The organism is Rhizobium sp. PP-CC-3G-465 (assembly GCF_004343445.1).
Lineage (GTDB): Bacteria > Pseudomonadota > Alphaproteobacteria > Rhizobiales > Rhizobiaceae > Ferranicluibacter > Ferranicluibacter rubi.
In genome coordinates this window covers 781672-801966 of record NZ_SLYH01000001.1, presented here as the reverse complement: position 1 = coordinate 801966, position 20295 = coordinate 781672, and the positions used below count along the sequence as shown (strand labels likewise).

Annotated in this window: 15 protein-coding genes; 5 read left to right on the top strand and 10 right to left on the bottom strand. The window is 65.5% G+C overall.

Features of this window, described 5'->3' with window-relative positions; all coding sequences use genetic code 11:
• Nucleotides 1–12 precede the first annotated feature (12 nt).
• Nucleotides 13–804 carry a molybdopterin-binding protein gene (locus C8J33_RS03635; protein WP_132663168.1) on the bottom strand — a complete coding sequence of 264 codons (792 nt, stop codon included), beginning with the start codon at nt 802–804 and terminating at the stop codon, nt 13–15.
• A complete protein-coding gene (locus tag C8J33_RS03630; RefSeq protein WP_132663167.1) occupies nt 801–1676 on the bottom strand; it encodes a cytochrome b/b6 domain-containing protein in 876 nt (291 codons plus the stop codon). The genes C8J33_RS03635 and C8J33_RS03630 overlap by 4 nt, the downstream gene beginning before the upstream one ends.
• 245 nt (nt 1677–1921) lie before the next feature.
• On the opposite strand from C8J33_RS03630, the gene C8J33_RS03625 reads away from it, so the two are divergent.
• Nucleotides 1922–2479, top strand: a complete 558-nt coding sequence (locus tag C8J33_RS03625; protein ID WP_132663166.1) for a hypothetical protein — start codon at nt 1922–1924, stop codon at nt 2477–2479.
• A gap of 107 nt (nt 2480–2586) precedes the next feature.
• Here C8J33_RS03625 and folK read toward each other — a convergent pair whose 3' ends face one another.
• From folK to folP, 3 genes are read right to left on the bottom strand one after another with little or no spacing between them, the layout of a single operon-like run.
• Nucleotides 2587–3126: a 2-amino-4-hydroxy-6-hydroxymethyldihydropteridine diphosphokinase gene (gene folK / locus C8J33_RS03620; protein WP_132663165.1), complete on the bottom strand. Its 540-nt coding sequence runs from the start codon at nt 3124–3126 to the stop codon at nt 2587–2589.
• Nucleotides 3123–3497 carry a dihydroneopterin aldolase gene (gene folB / locus C8J33_RS03615; RefSeq protein WP_092983924.1) on the bottom strand — a complete coding sequence of 125 codons (375 nt, stop codon included), beginning with the start codon at nt 3495–3497 and terminating at the stop codon, nt 3123–3125. Before folB ends, folK begins: the two co-directional genes overlap by 4 nt.
• Before the next feature lie 59 nt (nt 3498–3556).
• Nucleotides 3557–4429 (bottom strand): dihydropteroate synthase, encoded by an 873-nt coding sequence (folP, locus tag C8J33_RS03610; protein ID WP_132663164.1) that lies wholly within the window; start codon nt 4427–4429, stop codon nt 3557–3559.
• A gap of 137 nt (nt 4430–4566) precedes the next feature.
• Here folP and C8J33_RS03605 point away from each other — a divergent pair, with 137 nt between their 5' ends.
• Nucleotides 4567–5208, top strand: coding sequence for a DUF922 domain-containing Zn-dependent protease (locus C8J33_RS03605; RefSeq protein ID WP_132663163.1), 642 nt, complete (start codon nt 4567–4569; stop codon nt 5206–5208).
• Between the two features lie 350 nt (nt 5209–5558).
• Here the strand turns inward: C8J33_RS03605 and C8J33_RS03600 are convergent, their stop codons facing one another.
• Nucleotides 5559–5879, bottom strand: coding sequence for a 2Fe-2S iron-sulfur cluster-binding protein (locus C8J33_RS03600; protein WP_110798998.1), 321 nt, complete (start codon nt 5877–5879; stop codon nt 5559–5561).
• 188 nt (nt 5880–6067) lie between these two features.
• Nucleotides 6068–6436 carry an Hpt domain-containing protein gene (locus tag C8J33_RS03595; protein ID WP_132663162.1) on the bottom strand — a complete coding sequence of 123 codons (369 nt, stop codon included), beginning with the start codon at nt 6434–6436 and terminating at the stop codon, nt 6068–6070.
• 595 nt (nt 6437–7031) lie between these two features.
• On the opposite strand from C8J33_RS03595, the gene C8J33_RS03590 reads away from it, so the two are divergent.
• The 3 genes from C8J33_RS03590 (at nt 7032) to C8J33_RS03580 (ending at nt 16880) form a co-directional block, all read left to right on the top strand.
• Entirely contained in the window at nt 7032–16091 is a 9060-nt protein-coding gene (locus C8J33_RS03590) for a hypothetical protein (RefSeq protein ID WP_132663161.1), read from the top strand.
• A gap of 194 nt (nt 16092–16285) precedes the next feature.
• On the top strand, nt 16286–16573 hold the full coding sequence (locus tag C8J33_RS03585; protein ID WP_132663160.1) for a hypothetical protein: 288 nt from the start codon (nt 16286–16288) through the stop codon (nt 16571–16573).
• A gap of 70 nt (nt 16574–16643) precedes the next feature.
• The gene (locus tag C8J33_RS03580) at nt 16644–16880 is read left to right on the top strand and encodes a hypothetical protein (protein WP_132663159.1); all 237 of its coding nucleotides are present in this window, start codon (nt 16644–16646) and stop codon (nt 16878–16880) included.
• 140 nt (nt 16881–17020) lie between these two features.
• Here the strand turns inward: C8J33_RS03580 and C8J33_RS03575 are convergent, their stop codons facing one another.
• The 3 genes from C8J33_RS03575 to petA are packed head-to-tail and all read right to left on the bottom strand — an operon-like array spanning nt 17021 to nt 19841.
• Nucleotides 17021–17899 carry a cytochrome c1 gene (locus C8J33_RS03575; protein ID WP_132664437.1) on the bottom strand — a complete coding sequence of 293 codons (879 nt, stop codon included), beginning with the start codon at nt 17897–17899 and terminating at the stop codon, nt 17021–17023.
• A 32-nt stretch (nt 17900–17931) separates the two neighbouring features.
• The gene (locus C8J33_RS03570) at nt 17932–19248 is read right to left on the bottom strand and encodes a cytochrome b (RefSeq protein WP_110799003.1); all 1317 of its coding nucleotides are present in this window, start codon (nt 19246–19248) and stop codon (nt 17932–17934) included.
• A gap of 14 nt (nt 19249–19262) precedes the next feature.
• Nucleotides 19263–19841 carry a ubiquinol-cytochrome c reductase iron-sulfur subunit gene (petA, locus tag C8J33_RS03565; RefSeq protein WP_092933972.1) on the bottom strand — a complete coding sequence of 193 codons (579 nt, stop codon included), beginning with the start codon at nt 19839–19841 and terminating at the stop codon, nt 19263–19265.
• Between the last annotated feature and the right edge of the window lie 454 nt (nt 19842–20295).

The following is a 20295-nucleotide window of genomic DNA, read 5'->3' as shown; positions in this document are numbered from 1 at the left end:
GCCTGTGATGGCTCAGATCCCGCCATACCAGTCATAGCCGACATCCTCCCAAAACCCGCCTTTGCCCCCGCCATAGGGGGCAAGTGTCGAGGCGAGTTCGATCGACTTGATGTATTTGGCCATTTTGTAGCCGAGCTGCCGCTCGACCCGCACGCGCAACGGCGCGCCGTTGGCGACCGACAGCGCCTGATCATTGCAGCCATAGGCGAGAATCGTCTGCGGGTGGCGGGCATCGAGCAGGTCGATGGATTCGTAGTAGGGCGTCGGGCCGCCGAGTCCAAGATTCATGGCATCGTAACATTGGAAGACGACATAGCGGGCCTCCGGCTTAACCTTCGCCTGATCGAGAATGGTCGCAAGCGGCACACCGGTCCACTTGGCGATGCAGCTCCAGCCCTCGACGCAGTCGTGGCGCGTGATCTGCGTGCGCGACGGCATGGCGCGGATCTCGTCGAGGCCGAGATCGAGCGGCTTTTCGACGAGGCCGGTGACGGGCAGCCGGTAGGTCGCGAACGCCGTCGCCTTCAACGCGAGATAATCCGCGCCGTCGGGATCGGTCGAGCCGTTCGGCCGCTGACCCTGCCGGATTTCGGTGGCCGCGAACTCCGGTGCCAGCCTGTCACCCGCAAGCATGCGCTGGACGCGGTAGCTCAGGCTGTTTGCGGAGGCGAGCGTCTGGCGGACCGCACTGTCGCCCGAGAGAACGCCGTCGAGCACGTCGCAGCCGGCAAGCGGTACGGTAGAGGCCGCGACACCCGCGAGCGTCAGGAACCGGCGGCGGTTGGCAAGAAAGGTTCGGCTCATGATCTCGGCTCCCTGGAAACGACATGTGCCGCGGGCGCGGTCTCCCGCGTGCGATAGCGGCCTGTGATGATGGAGCGCAGCTCGTTCACCGGCCCCGCCAGCAACACCATGACGATGTGCACGACGAAGAAGAGGACGAGCGCCAGCATGCAGGCGAAATGCAGCGTCCGCGCGGTCTGCCGCCCGCCGAAGAGATCGAGCAGGAACGGCCAGGCGGCATTCATGGTCGGCGACATCGCAAGCCCGGTCAGGATGACCAGCGGAAACAGGACGAAGAGCACGCCGCCATAGGAAAGCTTCTGCAGCACATTGTAGCGCCCGTCATGGCGAAACCGCAGCCGCGCATGGTCGGCGATATCGCGGGGTAAGTGGCGCAGGTCCTGCCCTGTCGGCAGCAGGTCGCGCCGCAGCCTGCGGGCGGCGATGGCGGAAACCATCCAGACGAACAGCGTGAAGGCGAGCACCCAGGCAAAGAAGAAATGCACGACGCGGCCCGTCGCGAGATCCTGATAGGACGGCACCGTCGCCCAGGCGGGGAAGCCGCGATAGGCCGGGCTGTCCGCCGGCCCGCTCATGCCGAACACGCCGCTCGTGTCGAAGCTGTGCCCGAACACGGTCGTGCGACCCTGCGGCTGCCCGTCGGGCCCATAGATCGCGTCCATCCTGAGCACGCTGTTGTCGAAGGCAAAGCCCGACTGCTTGCCGATATAAAGAGTGGGATGCGCGTTGAAGATCTGCAGACCGCTCAGGAGCAGGAAGAAGAGCGCGACGGCCCAGGTCCAGTGCGTCAGCCGCGTCAGGAGCCCGTGGCGATAGATCAGCCGCCCTCCGCCCGAAGCGCCGGACGCGATCTCCTCAGGTGCATGCGTCATCGCTCGTCTCCCCGGCCCCGAATCGATTGCGCGACATCAGGCCACTGTTCAAAGGCACCGTGCAGGCCTGCCCGAGCTTCCTTCAAGATAGTGCGGGCGGCGCAAAACGAAAGCGTTGCAAATCTGCAGCGATCCGGCAGATCGTCGCGGTTTGCACGCGCCGTCAGGCCGACGGAAACGCTCCATTAACCATTCAAGTGCCAATGTCACCTCACGTTCTCGACACCGACCCTCAAGGATCGCCCATGTTCTCGCGCCCTTCTTTGATCGCGCGCGGCCCTGCCGCATGTATGGCCGCACTCACGCTGGCGGCATTCGCCGCCATCCCTGCACCAGCGCTGGCCGACAGCCGCGACAAGGCCTTCTTCGAACAGGTCGCCGGCCAGTGGAAAGGTCCGGGCGAAATCGTCGCGGGCAAGTACAAGGGCACGAAGTTTACCTGCGACCTCACCGGCGAACCGACCGAGGGCACCGGGATCAAGCTCGACGGCTTCTGCCGCGTTGGCGTCTTCAAGCAGCCGATGTCGGCCGTCATCAGCCAGAAGGGCAACAGCTATTCCGGCAAGTTCCTCGACGGCGCCGAAGGCAAGGGCCTCGACATCGTCTCGGGCAATGTCGCCAAGGACAAGATCGTCGTCGGCATCAACCGCAAGAAGCTGAACGGCGCGATGATTGCCCGCATGTCGGATCCCTCGCTCCTCAACATCACGATTTCGGTGAAGGTCGAGGAAACCATGGTTCCCGTCATCGGCGTCGCGCTCACGCGCCAGACCGACTCGATGGCCGTCGGCTCGATCCGCTAAAGCATTTCCAGGCGAAGCGTCTCCGCTTCGCCGTCGGACAATGCGATCATAGCAAAGAGATTCTATCGGGCAGGCGTATCTGCGCGCCCTGCCCGATTCATGTCACCTCAGACGGTCGCCGTCCGATCGCGCCACCAGTCTTCGCGCCCGTCAACCATCTCGATACCCGCCGCATCGGCCGTTTCCGCCCACTGGGCGACGCTCCGCCCCGCGACGATATGGTCGGGCAGGATTTCGGCCAGCGGCAGCAACACGAAGCCCCGCTCCGTCATGCGCGGATGCGGCAGCGTCAGCGCCACCGTTTCCATCGCGATCCTGTCATAGGTCAGCACATCGAGATCGATCGTGCGCGGCCCCCAGCGCTCCAGCCGCTGCCGCTTCATGGCTTTTTCCACGTCGAGACACGCCTCAAGCAGCGCCACCGGTTCCAGCGTCGTTTGCACCACCGCGCAGGCATTGAAGAACCAGTCCTGATCCGTCTTGCCCCAGGGCGGCGTGCGGTAGAGGCTGGAAACGGCCAGGACCGTCACATCGGCATGCGCATCGAGCCGCACCAGCGCTTCCGCGATGGCAGCGGCGGCATCGCCGATATTCCCACCGAGCCCGATGGCCGCCTGGTGCCATACGGCGTCATCGATCCTGCTCATGGCTTGGCGACATGCTCGACGGTCACCGCGACGTAATCCAGCACGCCCGGCACCGGTGCGTTCGGCTTGCGGATGGAAATCTTCGCCCGATGGATCTGCGGCCAGCGCGCGCACAGCATCTCGGCGATCTCCAGCGCCAGCGCCTCGATGAGATAGCGACGGCGGCCGGTGATGATCTTCTCGATCTCGGCAAAGGCGATCCCGTAATGCACCGTATCCTCGATCCGGTCCTCGCGCAGCGCCGACCCCTGCTCGACCACCAGTTCCGCATCCACGAAGAATCGCTGCCCGAGAAACTCCTCCTCGTCATGAACGCCGTGCCGCGCGAAGAAGGCGCAATTCTTGAGCGTGATCGTATAGGTCGGCGTCATATCGGGATCTCCTGCCGATAGTCGCAGCCGCGGCGCGTCGCCGGTGCCGCTGAGAACGTTTAAATGCGTGAGGGTCGTGCCGCCAGTATAGCATCCGCGACCATCAGGGCGTCCCTGTTGAAAGCGACATCGTGGACGCGAAATATCGCGCCGCCGGCCAGCCGCGCCGCCACCGTGGTCGCCGCCGTCGCAACGTCCCGCTCAGCCGCTTCCCGGCCGGTGGCCGCACCAAGGAACCGTTTTCGCGACGTGCCGATCAACAGTCTGTGTCCAAGGCCATGCAACTCACCCAACCGCGCCATCAGCGCCCAGCTTTCGGAAGCCTCCTTGGCAAAGCCGAAACCCGGATCGAGCACGATGGCATCCGCGGCAATCCCGGCATCCGCCGCGATCTCCAGCGACCGGGCGAAGAACAGCCGCTGATCCGCGATCACATCCTCAGCCTTCACGCGCCCGCGCCCGGTATGCATGATGCAGACGCCGGCGCGCGCCTGCGCCACGATGGCGGCGATATCCGGCTCCCGCTGGAGGCCGTGCACGTCGTTGACGATATGCGCACCGGCGGCCAGCGCCAGCCGCGCCGTTTCTGCGCGATAGGTGTCGATGGAGATCAAGGCATCTGTCTCGCGCGCTAGCCGCTCGATGACGGGGAGAACACGATCCTGCTCCTGCGCTGCCGAAACCGCATCGGCGCCCGGGCGTGTCGATTCGCCGCCGATGTCGAGAATTCCGGCGCCATGTGCCAGACAGGCCTGCGCATGCTCGAGCGCCGCGTCGACATCGAGAAAGCTGCCGCCATCCGAGAAGGAATCGGGTGTCACATTGAGGATCGCCATGAGCACGCCGCGCGGGCCGAGCGTCAGGCTGCGACCGTGCGCCAGCGACCATTCGACGGCGGCAAAGGGATCGGCGGCATCGAGGGAATCAACCATGACGGATCTCGGCGAAACGGCCGACCTTGTGGGGTTGCAGCGCTAACCTTGTTTCAAGGCGGCGGGCATTTCCAGTTGCGCTTGCCCAGCCTATGCCCCAAGCTTTAGGCGACATCAACCGTCGAGACAGCTTATCCATGACCACGGCCCGCAAATTCCTTCTCGTCTCGCTGGCGGCCCTCCTCATGATCACCGAGCCTCTGACGGCCGGGGCGGAAACGGTGATGAACAAGACGATCACCTATTTCTCCGTCGGCGGCCGTACCGCGGCGGAACTCGACGCGGCGCTCTCGTCGCAGGGCCCGCAGATGCGCGAAACCGGCGCGCGCCATCCCGGCGCCACCCGCATCAAGTTCGGGGGAACGGTGAGCTATGTCCGTCGCGGACGTCTCTGCTCCGTCGGCAGCGCCCGCGTGACGCTCAATACCAAGCTCATCCTGCCGCGCTGGAAGAACCGCAACACCGCCGGCCGCGATCTCGGACTCGTCTGGGACACGCTGTCGAGCGACATCAAGCGCCACGAGGAGCGCCACGCCGAGATCGCACGCAACCACGCGCGCGACATGGAAAAGACCTTCCTCTCCCTGCCGCCGGAGGTGGATTGCGAGCGGATGCAGGCCCGCGTCGCCCGCGCCAGCGAAGACGCGATTGCCGCGCACGACAAGGACCAGGCTGCCTTCGACCGTCGCGAGGCCGCCAATTTCGACCTGCGCATGGTGCGCCTGCTCCAGTACCGCCTGGAGCGCATGGCAAAGCCGGCCGAGTCCGGGACGCGCTGAGACCCGCAACAACTCATTGATGATTTCTAGCGATAGTGGCCGGCGCCAAGTTCGGCTATAGTCTAAACATCGGAAGCCAAGAAGAAACGAAGCTTCCAAAGCCGATGCCACCGGGATGTGCATCGAGGCCGTCGTGTTTCCGGCTTGAAGACCCTGACGATATTTGCAAGGACCTGTCCGGAACCGGATCGCGTGGCGACCGGATACGCTTGCCCCTGCCCTGTTGTTCTCCTGGCGTGTCCTGTTGCCGCAGATGATCCCTCCCTCATTCTGCGTGCGATGCGCCCTCCTGGCCCCGCTTGTCCCTGTGACAGGCGGGGCTTTTTTTAGGCGACAATGACGTCAATCGATCAGGCCTGACGTTCCGGTACATGAACGACGAGGCCGTCCAGCGCGTCGCTCATCTTGATCTGACAGCTCAGCCGCGAGGTCGGACGGACGTCGTAGGCGAAGTCCAGCATGTCCTCTTCCATCGCCTCCGGCGCGCCGACGGCGGCCGTCCACGCGTCGTCGATATAGACATGACAGGTGGCACAGGCACAGGCGCCGCCGCATTCCGCCTCGATGCCGGGCACGGAATTGCGAACCGCATTTTCCATGACGGTCGATCCGGTCTGGACCTCCAGCTCGTGGCGGGTGCCGTCGAAGGCGATGATGCTGAGTTTTGTCATGATGGCGCGGTCTCGGATGCTCGATGCGCGGGACCGCCGATGCCAACGGGCACGACGCCCGCAAAAAGGGGGTGCCCGTTTTTCTCACACTGTTTCAGGCGAGCCGTCAAGAAAACAGGTCGATTTGCCTGCTTTCCGAAGGATGCCGCCGCGATCCAGCGTCGCGGACGGGCGTGTGCCGCTCGCCGCTACCGGCAGAGCTTGAGAATGAAGATTTCGGTATCGAGGACGGCGGACGAGAGGGCGGCGAGGATTTCGGAATCCTCCGGCCGCTCTTCGACGGACGCTGCGACATGGGCAACCGTGAAGGCGCCGACGGCCAGTGCCGCACCCTTCAGCCGATGCGCGGCGGCCTTGCGGACCTGTGCATCTTCGACCAGCAGTTCCTTGACGATCTGACGCGACTGGCGCGCGAAGATCTGCAGCACTTCGAGCTCCAGCACCTTGTCGCCCATCGTCTGGTTTGCGAGGTGGACGAGGTCAATGGGGCGTCCGCGGGAGTGAAGATGGCCCAGTGCCGTTTCGGGACTGTCGAAGGCGATATTGAGGGCGGCCATGCACGTTTTCCTTATTCTGTTTTCCAACGCTGCCGGCTCGTTGCGGGACATCCCGCGGGCTCGGAATCCGGGTGGCGATGCGGGATGTGAAGGTCTCGGTGGCGTCGAGCCTGAAGCCCTACGCACCCGGCCTGTCGCCGCACTGCCGTCTCCTGTGGATTTCACAGCAGCCGGGCTGCTATCAGATGAAAACCGGGCGCAATCAGGGCGGCTTTTGTCAAGTATGGTTAACGAACGAAAACATCCGGCATTGCAGGGCCTTCGCGCCTTACCGGGGCTGAATTCCGTTAAGAACTTGTTAGCATTTTAACGAATGCCCCAGGGCGTTAATTGTAAGACTACCCCGGATGTGTCACTACGATACGTTACAGGATATCGGTTTCCGCAAAGGGCCCGGCATCCCTCCGGGAGGCCCTTCCCATGGCTGTTCGACCATGGGAAAAAGCATCACCGGTCGCGGTATGAAATTGGTGCGGTCATTGTATTGCGTGCATCCAATGCGCAGGAACTGTCCTCACCCCCGATCCGGCATTGTCGGCAGCCATGACAGCTGCGCGATGTCGAGACGGAAAGTTCGGTAACGAGGCGTATCTGCATGGCGACGAACAAGAGCAACGAGTCGATCGACGACAAGGCCTTCCAAGCGCTCGAAGACGCTTTGAGGATCGATTTCGACGAACTGAAGTCCGCGCTCAACGAGACACCGCCGGAAGCCGGCCGCACGGCGCCGAAGCCGCAGGCCGCGGCGTCCCCGTCCCGCACAGCAGGGAGCGCGAAGCCTGCCCAGCCGGCTGCCGCCCCGAAGCCGGCAGCCCAGCCCCGCGCCGCCCAGCCTGTCGACGATCCCCTCGCCCAGCCGCGCAGCCTCGCGCCGGAACCGGTTCCGGCAGCCCCAGGCGCGAAATCACCGACTTTCGCGCCCGCCAACGACGACAGCCGTCGCACGGCGCCTGCCATGCTCCGCTCGCTCGAAGCCCGCTCCACCCGGACCGCAATGCGCGGCGCCGCCATCCTGTCGCTGATCTGGATCGTTGCGGGCCTCGGCATCGCCAACCTGCTTTACGGCCCGGAAATCTGGCAGATCCGTTCGCTGGCAGCGCTTGCCGCCCTGCCCGGTGCGATCGTCGCCGCCATCTTCATCATCCTCCCGGTCATGCTCTTCTTCGCCTTCGGCGTCATGATGGCGCGCGCGCAGGAAATGCGGAATGCCGCCCGCTCGATGACCGAGGTCGCCCTGCGTCTGGCAGAACCGGAAACCACCGCCTCCGACCGCATCATGACCGTCGGCCAGGCCGTTCGCCGCGAAGTCTCGGCCATGAACGAAGGCATCGAGCGCACGATCGCCCGCGCGACCGAGCTGGAAACCCTCGTTCATTCCGAAGTCAACGCGCTCGAGCGCAGCTATAGCGACAACGAACTGCGGGTCCGCACGCTCGTGCAGGAACTCGGTCTGGAGCGTGAAGCGATCGTCGGCCATGCCGAGCGCATCCGCTCCTCCATCACCGGCGTCCACGCCCAGCTGCGCGACGACCTGACCAATGCCAGCGAAGACCTGCAGACGCGGCTCGTGACCTCGGGCGAGGCTGCGGCCTCGCTGATCGAAACCCGCGCCGCCGCGCTGATGGAAAAGTCGCAGGCTGCATCGCAGTCGATCAGCACGCTTCTCAGCACCCGCACCGATGCCCTCGTCAGCGGCCTCAACGCGGCCGGCGCCGACATCACCAGCGAGTTCGATACCCGCCTGGAAGCGCTGAACCACACGCTTATCAAGCGCGGACAGCAGCTTCTCGGACAGTTCGAGACGCGTGCCTCCACACTCGACAGCAACACCGAGAAGCTGAACGCCGCGCTGAATGAGCGCGCCCGCCAGCTGAACGAGACGCTGATCGCCCGGACGCGCGACCTGAACGAGAGCCTCGTCGTCGGCCAGCAGGCCATCACCGGCGGCCTCGACGACATCCTCAACACGCTGAACGGCGCGCTGGACGAAAAGGGCGCAAGCTTCCGCCAGAACCTGAAGACCGCGGCCGACGACGCCATTATGGATCTCGACCTGCGCTCCGGATTCTTCGAGGAGAAGCTGCAGGGCACGGTCGGCCAGCTGGCCACCGCCTTCGACGGCCGTTTCCACGATTTTGCCACCGCCTTCGAACGCCGCGCCGGCCTGCTGGATGCGAAGATGGCCGACAGCCTATCGCGCATCGACCAGTCCGTGGCCGGGGGCTCCGACACGCTCGGTCGCCTGCTGGACGACGGTCTCGAGAAATTCCAGGCCGCCATCGGCGATCAGTCGCTGTCCATCGCTGCCACCCTCGGCGCCTCGCAGGCGATGATCGAGGAAAGCATCTCCGCCCGCACCGGCGAAATGGACAGCGTGATCGGTCAGGCGCATGAGCGGATCGACACCGTTCTCGCCGCCCGTTCCGGCTCGCTGATGAGCGCCCTCACCGCCGCGCAGGACCGCATCGAGTCCGACTTCGCAGTGCGCGCCGACAGTATCGAGACCGCGCTCGGCACCACCCAGGCACGCCTGGCCGAAACGCTCGACACCCGCACCGGCGCCCTTATGGAGGGGCTCGGCGCCTCCGAGAGCCGCATCGGCGCTCTGCTCACCGAACGCACCGGCGTCGTCACATCCGCTCTGGAAACGACGGAGCGCCGCCTGTCGAACGCCTTCGACAGCCGCAGCGAGCGCCTTCTCGGCGCGCTCGACACGGCACGCGGCAATATCGAGCAGGCTTTCGCCACCCGCAGCGACGATGTCGCCACCGCCATCGGCAGCGCCGAGCAGCGGCTGCAGGAAACGCTCGACAGCCGCGCCCGCGGCCTGCTCCAGGGTCTCGATGCGGCACAGGATCGGATCGAGGGTTCGCTGACCGCACGCGCCGACGATCTGGCGAGCACCATCGCAACCAGCCATCAGCGTCTCGACGACACGCTCTCCGACCGCACGCTGGAACTCTCCGTCATGCTGGCCGCCAGCACCGAAGCGCTCGACGGCGCGCTGGAAGGCAATGCCGAACGGATCGACGGCATCATGGCGGCCCGTGCCGCGACGATCACCGAAACGCTGTCGAACAACGCGACGCGCATCGAAACCCTGATGAGCGACCGCGCCGGCGCGCTGGACGCCACCCTGTCGAATGCCGCCCGCACCATCGAAGGCGCTTTCACCGGCACGGCCGAGCGCATCGACGACATCATCAGCGAACGCACCATGACGCTTTCGGGCGTGCTCGCCAGCTCCACCGCGGCGCTCGAAGGCACCGCCGAGCAGATCGACAGCATGCTGACCGAGCGCACGCTCGAACTCTCGGGCGTCCTCGCCGGCACGACAGCTGGCATGGAAAGCCTGTTCGAAGGCACGACGGAACAGATCGATACGCTGCTCACCCGCGGCACGGCGACCCTGTCGGAGACGTTGTCGGGCGCAACGCGCACCATCGATACCACCTTCGCCGGTACGGCCGAACGCATCGATGAGGTCATGGCGGAGCGCACCACACGCCTCGCCGGCGTCCTCGCAGGCTCCACGGCCGCGATCGAAGGCACGAGCGAGCAGATCGACCAGATCCTGTCGCGCGGCACGAGCGCCCTCAACAGCACCCTTGCCGACGCCACGCGCAATCTCGACAACACCTTCTCGGGCACAGCCGAGCGTATCGACGAGATCCTCACCGAACGCACCTTGACGCTCTCCGGCGTCCTCGCCTCCTCCACCGCCGGCATCGAAAGCGCCGTCGAAGGCACCGCCGAGCAGATCGACCTCGTCCTCACCCGCGGCACCAACAACCTCACCGGCGCCCTGTCGGAGGCCACCCGCACGCTCGACAACACCTTCTCGGGCACAGCCGAACGCATCGACGAGATCCTCACCGAGCGGACCATGACGCTCTCCGGCGTCCTCGCCTCCTCAACCGCCGGCATCGAAAGCGCCGTCGAAGGCACAGCCGAGCAGATCGATCTCGTCCTCACACGCGGCACCAACAACCTCACCGGCGCCCTCTCGGAAGCAACCCGCACGCTCGACAATACTTTCTCGGGCACGGCCGAGCGCATCGACGAGATTCTCACCGAGCGCACCATGACGCTCTCCGGCGTCCTCGCCTCCTCCACAGCCGGCATCGAGAGTGCCGTCGAAGGCACAGCCGAACAGATCGACCTCGTCCTCACACGCGGTACCAACAACCTCACCGGCGCACTCTCGGGCGCCACCCGCACGCTCGACACCACCTTCTCGGGCACGGCCGAGCGCATCGATGAGATCATGGTCGAGCGCACCATGACGCTTTCGGGCGTCCTCGCCTCGTCCACTGCCGGCATCGAAAGCGCCGTCGACGGCGCGGCGGAGCAGATCGATCGGGTGCTCTCCTCGAACACCGACACGCTCGCCGGCAAGCTTGCCGAAGCCACGCGGACGCTTGACCGGACCTTCGACGGGACTGCCGAACGCATCGAAGACATTATGGTCGAGCGCACAATGTCGCTTTCGGGCGTGCTGGCCTCCTCCACCGCCGGCATCGAAAGCGCCGTCGAAGGCACCGCCGAACAGATCGACCGCGTCCTCACCCGCGGCACCACCACGCTGACCGGCGCCCTGTCGGACGCGACCCGTGCGCTGGACGGCACCTTCTCTGGCACCGCCGAGCGCATCGACGAGATCATGATCGAGCGCACCATGACGCTCTCCGGCGTGCTCGCCTCCTCGACCGCCGGCATCGAAAGCGCGCTCGAAGGCACCTCTGAGCAGATCGACCAGATCTTCGCGCAGCGCACGTCCAGCCTGTCGCAGACGCTCGACCAGGCAACCCGCGCGCTCGACACGACCCTTTCCGGTTCCACACGGGCGATCGACGAGGTCCTGTCGGAGCGGACCATGTCCCTCTCCGGCGTCCTCGCATCGTCCACGGCCGGCATCGAAAGCGTCATCGAGGGCACCACAGACCAGCTCGACACGCTGCTGGCCCGCGGCATCTCCGGCCTGTCGGCGACGCTGGCCGGCGCGACCTCCATGCTGGACGGCACGCTCGCCGGCTCTGCCGAGCGCATCGATGCGGTCCTTGCCGCCCGCGCCCGGGAACTCGCCGCCACTACCTCCGCCATCGAGAGCGCCGTCGAAGGCAATGCCGACGACATCAATGCGGTTCTCGTCCGCGGGGCCTCGAACATCAAGAGCACGCTGTCGGAAGCGACGCGCCAACTCGACAAAGCGGTCTCTAGCACGGCCGGCCACATGGACGAGATGCTCGCCACCCGCACATCGGCTCTGTCCGACGTTCTCACCGGTTCGACCGCGGCGATCGAAAACGCCATCGACGGCACCACCGAGCGCCTGGATTTCCTACTCGCCACCAGCGCGTCCAGCCTCGGCGACATGCTGAACGATGCGACCGGCTCCATCGAGCAGCGCGCAGCCACCCTCTCAGGCTCGCTCTCCAGCGCCACGGACCGCATCGAGCGCGCGCTCGACGGCACCACCGTCCGCCTGGGCAGCATGATCGACGATCACGCCCGTGCGCTCGACGAAACGCTCACCGGCCAGACCGCAGCCCTCGACAACCGTCTTGCCGAACGCACGGACGACCTGTCGCGCATCCTCGTCGGCCGCGCGTCCGAAATGGGCGACACGCTTGCCACACGCGTCGAGGATATCGCCGACCAGCTCTCCTTCCGCGCAAGCGCCATCGCCGAGACGATGACTGACCGCATCGGTGAGATCGACCGCGACCTCACGGCCCGCACTGCCGGCATCGCCGAGGACATGACCGGCCGCGTCAATGCCATCGCCGGCACCATGACCGGTGCCAGCGGCGAGATCGCCGGCGCCCTCTCCGCCCACGCGGCCGAGCTCGCCGCCGCCATCGACACCCGTGCCGGCGCCATCGAGCAGACCCTGTCGGCCCGCGCCGCCAGCCTCGACCAGACGATGTCCACGACGGAAGACCGTCTGCGTGTCGTGCTCGACACCCGCATCGACGCCTTGAATACCGCGGTCGCCGATGGGTCCACCCAGCTCTCCGATATGCTGAACGATCAGGCGGCCACCATCGCCACCACGATCGCCGCCAGCGCCGGCATGCTGGAAATGACGCTCGAAGAGCGCCAGGAAGCACTCGCCCGCACGATCGACCAGAGCGCGGAAGCGCTCGACAATCGCCTGCGCGACAGCACCGCCCGCGTGGCCGTGCGCCTCGGTGATACCACGGCCGAACTGACCCGTGCGGCCGATGGCCTCACCGAGCGCATGGACACCTCGATCTCCGGCATCAACACCCGCTTCGACGAAACCGGCACCCGCATCGAGGCGAGCCTCGGCCATCTCGAAACCCGCATCCGCGACAGCGTCGGCAATGTCGACACCCTAGTGAATGACGCCGGCAACCGCATCGCCGGCACCCTGTCCGAGCGCGTGTCGGAACTCGACCATGCCAGCCGCACCGCCGCCGAGCGTATCTCCGGCAGCCTTGCCGGCCGCACGGAAGAAATCGCCCGCATCAGCAGCGAAGCCGCCACCCGCATCGCCGAGACGCTGGCGTCGCGCACCGGCGAACTCGACCGGATCAGCAGCGAAGCGGCAAGCCGGATCGAAACGACCATGGAGCGCGGCACAGGCCGCATCGAGGAGCGGCTCGGAACCATGGATCGCGCCCTCAATGTCGGCCTCGACAATGTCAGCCGCATGATCGAAGGCAAGGCGGCCCATCTCGTCGGCAGCTTGCGCAGCGCCGTTTCCGACACCACGCAGGATATCGACGCCGAAGCCGTTCGGTCCTCGGACACGCTGGCCAAGGTCGGTGGCGACTTCGCGGAAGCCATGGCCGCGCGCCAGGCCGACTTCCAGAACGCCATCGAGCGCACCGCGGCCACGGCTGCCATGCGCAGCGCGGAACTTGCCCGCAGTGTCGGCGAAGCCGCCGATGCGACCCTTATCCGCGCTTCGGAAACGCAAGACCGCATCGCCGAGCAGGGCAACGCGCTGCAGCGCAACCTCTCCGAGGTCGAAAAGGCGCTGGAAGCACGCGGCGAGGCCATCCGCACCACGCTCGACGAGCGCACCCGCGATCTCAACTCCATGCTGTCCGGCCGCACCAGCGAACTGTCGCGCCTCATCGACGAGCAGGCCCGCCCGGTCGTGGAAACCTACGTCGCCGCCGGCCGCGATGCCGCAGATCGCCTGACCGCCGCCGCCCGCGACGGTGCCGAGCGCCTGCGCGCCGAAAACGACGCCCTCGTCACCGCTTTGTCCGCCCGCACCGGCGAACAGCTCGGTGCCATCTCGCAGCGCGCCGAGGAAACCGCCCGTGCAATCCAGATGGTCGAGAACCGCCTGCAATCGACGGCGGAAGCGCTGATCGAACGCCTCTCCACGAGCAACGCCGCCATTGCCGGCGTGGTCGAGGAAGCCACAAGCACCTTCGGCGCCATGGACGAGCGTCTGAACGCCACCGGCGACCGCTTTTCGGAAACCGCCGAGCGGACCTCCGACATGCTGTCGGCCTCCACCCGCCTTCTCGAAGGCAAGGCCGACCGGCTGGTCGCGATCTCGTCCAGCACGCTTTCACAGGTCGGCAGCCTCGTCGGGCGCTTCGAGGATCACTCGCGCATGCTCGGCCAGGCCTCCGATCTCCTGGCGGCCGCACAGTCCAACCTTGCCGGCACGCTCGAAGAGCGCCAGGAAGCCCTACGCACGCTCTCCATCGGCCTCGTCAGCCGCTCGGAAGACATCGAGCGCACCATGCGGGCGCTGGAAGGCTTCGTCGAAGGCTCGTTCCAGCGCGCCGAGGATCGATCCAACCAGATCGCCGGCAATCTGCGCAGCGGCATCCAGGCCTCCTTCAGCGATGTCGGCCGCATCCTCACAGATGCGGAAGAACGCACGCAGACGGCGGCAAACGCCATGCGCGATGCGCTGGCCCATGCCGGCCAGGATGCCGAACAGTCTGTCGATCAGCTTCTGGCCCGCACGGAAGAGCGCTCCGGCCAGGTCGCAGGGACCCTGCGCGACGGCGTCCAGCGCGCCATCTCCGATGTCGATCGCACGCTTGGCGAAGCGGAAACCCGTACCCGCACCGCCGGCGAGGCGATGCGTGACGCCATCGCCGCGGCAACCGATACGGCAGGCGCTTCCGTCGATCGCACCTTTGCCCGTGCGGAAGAGCGCGCCGGTGAGGTTGCTGCCCGCCTGCGCGGCAGTGTCGGCGCCTCGCTCTCCGAGATCGACGGCCTGCTCGACGAGACGGGCAAGCGGTCCGACGCGGTGTCCGACAAGATGCGCGAGCAGATCCGCCAGTCCGTGGACGAGGCCATCGCCCGCTTTGCCGGCGCCACCGACGAGATCCGCCGCTCCGGCGAGGAGATCCGTCGCGAACTCGACATGACACGCGCCGAACTGAAGCGCGGTGCCTTTGACCTGCCGGAAGAAGCCAAGGAAAATGCGGCCGTCATGCGCCGCGCCGTGTCCGAGCAGATCAAGGCGCTGCAGGAACTGTCCGACATCGTCGGCCGCTCCTCCAGCCAGCTCGAAATCGGCGAGCCGACACCGCATCGCGGCCGCATGGCAACGCAGGCCGCTCAGCCGGCCTATGCCCCGGCCCAGCCCTCTTACGCCCCGGCTCCGGCAGCCGTCGCCGCTGCACCCGCAGGCAATCCGTACCAGCAGCCATACCCGGCGGCCCCTACCACGCTGCTCGGCGCCCGCGCAGCGGAAGCGGCACCGGCCCGGACGGTTGTAACGACCGAAGTCTCGCCCATGCCGCAACGCCATCCGGCGCCGGTCTCGGCAGCCCCGGCACAGCCACGTCCAGCGCCGGCAGCGGCCCGGGCACCGCAGGAGACGGCTGCGCAACCCGCACCGGCTCCGGCCCAGACGGCTCCGGTGCAGGCGGCCCGTCCTCAGCCGACACAGCCCCAGTCCGTCCAGCCCCAGCCGACGCAGGCAACTGCTCAGGCCGCCGCACGTCCTCAAACGGAAGCTCCGCCGACCGCCGCACCTTCGGCTCAGCCGCAAAGAGCCGCGCGGCCGCCGCAGGAGCCCGTCGCTCAACAGCGTCCCGCAGCCGCCGCCGAAACCCCGCTGCGCGGCAGCGTCAGCATTGCCGATCGCTCGCCGCTCCGCCCGGCCTCGGCCGCAGAGGACGATATGCGCGAAGGCGGTTCCGGATGGATGCGCGATCTCCTGCGCGGTGCCTCCCGCGAGGAGGAGCCGCAGCAGATCGCGCCCGCCCGTCTGCGGCCCGAGGCGGCACCTGCCCCTGCAACACAGGCCTCCCCGACACAGGCCCCGCGCAGCACCGACAGCCGCAACCCGCGCCACGTCATGGAATCGCTGAACTCGCTCTCAGTCGATATCGCCCGTGCGATCGATCATGACGCGTCGGTCGATCTCTGGCGCCGTTACCAGCGCGGAGAGCGCGACGTGTTCACGCGCCGCCTCTACACGCTGAAGGGCCAGCAGACCTTCGACGAGATCCAGCGGAAATACGACCGCGAAGCGGAATTCCGCACCGCTGTCGATCGCTACATCGCCGATTTCGAACAGTTGCTCGCGGATGTCGCCCGCAACGACCGAGACCGGGTGATCACCCAGACATACCTGACCTCGGACACGGGCAAGGTCTACACCATGCTCGCCCACGCCGCCGGCCGCTTCAGCTAAAGCTCTTCATACCGAAGGCTGGCCACGGCCCCCATTGGAAACCCGCCGCACGAGAAAAACGTGCGGCGGGTTTCGACGTTTTCAGGGAAAGCATCCGCCAGCGCAGACGGCAGGGACGACGCATGGAACGATCACGGCCGGAAGATCGTTGGGCATAAAACACATCGAACCGGTACGTCGAGAAAGTGACCCGCATGAACAGACTGGCCATTGCCGCCGTTTCCGCCGCCCTCTTGGGTTTGACGGCATGTACGTCCATCGGGGCGTCGGCGCAGCCGATCGAGCCTATCCCCGGCAGCATCATCTATGGCGGCCAGCCCCGCACGAAGCTGATGAAGTCCCCGATCGGCAGCACCTTCAATCACCGCTTCCGGGACAATCGCGGCGGCGAGTGGGAAGAGGTCTACCGGATCGCCCCCGACCGAACCCTCGAACTGATCGCCCGCCGCCAGATCGAACTCGACGTCGAGAACAATCGGTGACGTGACAAGCGGCGGCCTCCGAAATGCGGAGGCTCACCCGCATTCACAAAGAACGACAAAGGAGAAGACAATGACAAATCTCGACCTGCCCGAAGGCCACCGCGAACACGAGCCAACCGCAACCAAGGCCCTGAACGTCGTCAAGGCGGAGGCCGCCGCCGTCCGCCAGACGGCAACCGAACACCCGTCCTCGACCGTCCTTCTCCTCGGCCTCGTCGGTCTCGCCGGCTTCCTCATCGGCCACGGCGTCGGCTATCGCAAGGTAGAGGCGGACATCGTCCCATCCTTCCGCCGCTTCTGGTCGTAAGGCGAGTGAACGGTCCTATCCGCTCCTAAAGGTCGGATATCGACATCAGCCCATAAAAAAATCCCGCAAACCTGCGGGATTTTTTGTTGAATATCGTCTGTCGCTCAACGCGAGCCCGGTCGGGGCGAACCCCGATCCGCTCAATGCTCTTTGCTGGCGTAGACTGACTTCTTCGTCAGATAGATCAACCCGGTGAAGATGAGCAGGAAGATCAGCACCATGAAGCCCGTGCGCTTGCGTTGTTCCAGGTGCGGCTCTGCGGCCCACATCAGGAAGGCCGAGATGTCCCGGGAATATTGCTCCACCGTCTGCGGCGATCCGTCTTCATAGGTCACCTGGCCCTCTGTCAGCGGCTTGGCCATGGCAAGCGCCGCGGCATTGGCGAAGTAGGGGTTGTAGTGCGTGCCCGGCGCGATCTCCACGCCGGCCGGCGGCTCTTCGTAGCCGTTAAGCAGCGCATGGATATAGTCCGGGCCGCCTTCCTGATATTGCGTGAAAATGTCGAACACGAAGGTGGGGAAGCCGCGTTCGATGCCACGGGCCTTCGCGATCAGCGAGAAGTCCGGCGGAGCCGCCCCGTTATTGGCCGCAGCGGCGGCTTCGGCATTGGGGAACGGCGAGACGAAATGGTCCGACGCCACGGCTTTGCGGGTGTACATTTCACCCTCGGCATTCGGCCCGTCCTGCACTTCGTAATTTGCGGCAAAGGTCTTTACCTGAGCGTCCGAATATCCAAGCTCCTCGAGCATGCGAAATGCGACGAGGTTCATGGAATGACAGGCGGAACAGACTTCCGTGTAGACCTTCAGGCCGCGCTGCAGCTGGCCCTTGTCGTAATGGCCGAACGGGCCGGCAAACGACCAGTCTTCCTCATACGGCTTCTTGATCGGAAAATGGGGCGTTCCCCCACCGTGCTCCTCGGTCGCGGTCGTCCCCTCGTGCGGCGCGTTCTCCTGCGCCGCCACGGCGCCGGCGAGAAGAAAGGTCGCAAGGAAGAGGCCGGTGATCAGCTTTTTCATCGTGTTGAGGTCCTTGGTCTCTTCTGTCGACATCACGCAGCCACCGGCGTTTTCAGGCCGGCCTTCTTTTCCAGCACCGCTTCGGTGATGGAGTTGGGAATGCGCCTTGGCGTTTCGAACAGGCCGAGCAGCGGCATGATCACGAGGAAGAAGCCGAAATAATAGATCGTTCCGATCTGCGAATACCCGACATAATTGCCCTTCAATTCGCCACCGAACAGAAGCGTGAAGAGGCCACCGCCTTCGGCCGGGCGCGAGCCGAGCCAGCCGAGCAGGATCGCGTTGACGACGAAGATCCAGAAGAACAGCTTGTACCAGGGACGATAGACCGCCGAGCGGACCTTCGACGTGTCGAGCCAGGGCAGGAAGAACAGCACGATGATCGAGCCGAACAGGACCAGAACGCCACCGAGCTTGGAGTCGATCGGTCCGACGTCGAAGGTGATGGCACGCAGCATGGCGTAGAACGGCAGGTAGTACCATTCGGGCACGATATGCGCCGGCGTCTTCAGGGCGTTGGCCGGAACGTAGTTGTCGGGATGCCCGAGATAGTTCGGCATGTAGAAGACGAACCAGGCATAGACAAGCAGGAAGACGGACACGCCGAGCGCGTCCTTCAGCGTCGCATAGGGTGTGAACGGCACCGTGTCGGTCTTGGTCTTCACCTCGACACCGGTCGGGTTCGTCTGGCCGGTCACATGCAGCGCCCAGATGTGCAGCACGACGACGCCGGCGATCATGAAGGGCAACAGGTAATGCAGCGAGAAGAAGCGGTTCAGCGTCGGCTGGTCCACGGCAAAGCCGCCGAGCAGGAACTGCTGGATCCATTCGCCGACGAGCGGGAAGGCGGAGAAGAAGCCGGTGATGACCGTCGCACCCCAGAAGGACATCTGTCCCCAGGGAAGCACGTAGCCCATGAAGCCCGCCGCCATCATCAGCAGGTAGATGATCACGCCGAGAATCCAGAGGATTTCGCGCGGCGCCTTGTAGGAGCCATAATAAAGCCCGCGACCGATATGCAGGTAGACGGCGATGAAGAAGAACGAGGCACCGTTGGCATGCATGTAGCGCAGCAACCAACCGTGGTTCACGTCGCGCATGATCTTCTCGACCGAGTTGAACGCGACGGTGGTGTCGGCGGCATAATGCATGGCCAGCACGACGCCGGTGGCGATCTGGATGATCAGCATCACCGACAGCATGGCGCCGAAGGTATAGGCGTAGTTCAGGTTGCGCGGAACGGGATAGGAGATGAAGCTGTCATGGACCAGCCGCGGCAGCGGCAGCCGCGAGTCCACCCACTTTTCCAGTCCCGTCGTCGGCGTATAGGTTGAATGTTCCCCACTCATATCGGCAATCCCCCTCAACCGATCTTGATGACTGTATCGGATGTGAACGCAAAGTTGGGCACGGCGAGGTTCATCGGCGCCGGACCCTTTCGAATGCGGCCCGCCGTATCGTAGTGCGAGCCATGGCAGGGACAGAACCATCCGCCGAAATCGCCGGCCTGGCCAAGCGGAACACAGCCGAGATGGGTGCAGGAGCCGATCATCACGATCCAGTTTTCCTTGCCCTCGCCGGCCGAGCGATCGAGATCGGTCGCCTGTGCGTCGGCTGCGATATTTGCATTGCGCGCGACCGGGTCCTTGAGGTCGGCGAGCTGGACGGCTTTCGCCTCTTCCACTTCCTTCTCCGTCCGGTTGCGGATGAAGACCGGCTTGCCCCGCCATTTCGCCGTCAGCGACATGCCCGGCTGCAGGCTGGACACGTCGACCTCGATGGAGGCGAGCGCCAGCGTCGAGGCATCCGGCCGCATCTGGTCGATGAACGGCCAGGCAACCGCCGCAACGCCGACGGCACCGGCCATGCCGGTTGCCAGATACAGGAAGTCGCGCCGTGTCGGCTCGCTCGGTGTGTCGCTTGTTGTCTGGTGTTCGCTCACGGCCTCATCATCCTCTCAACCCGGCAGCTCGAAAGCCGCCACGCGTCCCCGACGCCGGTTCTGTCCTTCCGCAGTTGAGCGAAAGAACGGCGCCAAATCAATAAGGCGAGACCGGCTCGCCGCAATTTAATCCCGCTTCCCCCCGGGCCTCCCCGCCCGGTCCATAGGCAGCGCGACGCTGCACCGGATTCCCGAGCCATTCCCGGGTTCTATGCTTGATAAACTTGCATGTCCAGCCTTGCAAATGCCGCAGGGCAGCCTTGCGTAAGTCAGAGCGTGACGCTTTGTCGCGGGTGTTGCCGGTATGCCGAACCGGCAACACCCGACGCTTGGAAATACGGCCTGAACCCAGCAAAAATCCTCGACGGCCGTCAAACATGCCGCAGCGCTAATGCTGCATTGCAGCATTCCCATCTTCATGGTACCGACCATCCATCCGGATCGGCGAAGAGAG

Coding starts and splice junctions, on each gene's coding strand:
- C8J33_RS03580 (WP_132663159.1), top strand. CDS start 16,644: ATGACAAATCTCGACCTGCCCGAAGGCCACCGCGAACACGAGCCAACC.
- C8J33_RS03625 (WP_132663166.1), top strand. CDS start 1,922: ATGTTCTCGCGCCCTTCTTTGATCGCGCGCGGCCCTGCCGCATGTATG.
- C8J33_RS03575 (WP_132664437.1), bottom strand. CDS start 17,899: ATGAAAAAGCTGATCACCGGCCTCTTCCTTGCGACCTTTCTTCTCGCC.
- C8J33_RS03590 (WP_132663161.1), top strand. CDS start 7,032: ATGGCGACGAACAAGAGCAACGAGTCGATCGACGACAAGGCCTTCCAA.
- folB (WP_092983924.1), bottom strand. CDS start 3,497: ATGACGCCGACCTATACGATCACGCTCAAGAATTGCGCCTTCTTCGCG.
- folP (WP_132663164.1), bottom strand. CDS start 4,429: ATGGTTGATTCCCTCGATGCCGCCGATCCCTTTGCCGCCGTCGAATGG.
- folK (WP_132663165.1), bottom strand. CDS start 3,126: ATGAGCAGGATCGATGACGCCGTATGGCACCAGGCGGCCATCGGGCTC.
- C8J33_RS03585 (WP_132663160.1), top strand. CDS start 16,286: ATGAACAGACTGGCCATTGCCGCCGTTTCCGCCGCCCTCTTGGGTTTG.
- C8J33_RS03635 (WP_132663168.1), bottom strand. CDS start 804: ATGAGCCGAACCTTTCTTGCCAACCGCCGCCGGTTCCTGACGCTCGCG.
- C8J33_RS03570 (WP_110799003.1), bottom strand. CDS start 19,248: ATGAGTGGGGAACATTCAACCTATACGCCGACGACGGGACTGGAAAAG.
- C8J33_RS03605 (WP_132663163.1), top strand. CDS start 4,567: ATGACCACGGCCCGCAAATTCCTTCTCGTCTCGCTGGCGGCCCTCCTC.
- C8J33_RS03595 (WP_132663162.1), bottom strand. CDS start 6,436: ATGGCCGCCCTCAATATCGCCTTCGACAGTCCCGAAACGGCACTGGGC.
- C8J33_RS03600 (WP_110798998.1), bottom strand. CDS start 5,879: ATGACAAAACTCAGCATCATCGCCTTCGACGGCACCCGCCACGAGCTG.
- C8J33_RS03630 (WP_132663167.1), bottom strand. CDS start 1,676: ATGACGCATGCACCTGAGGAGATCGCGTCCGGCGCTTCGGGCGGAGGG.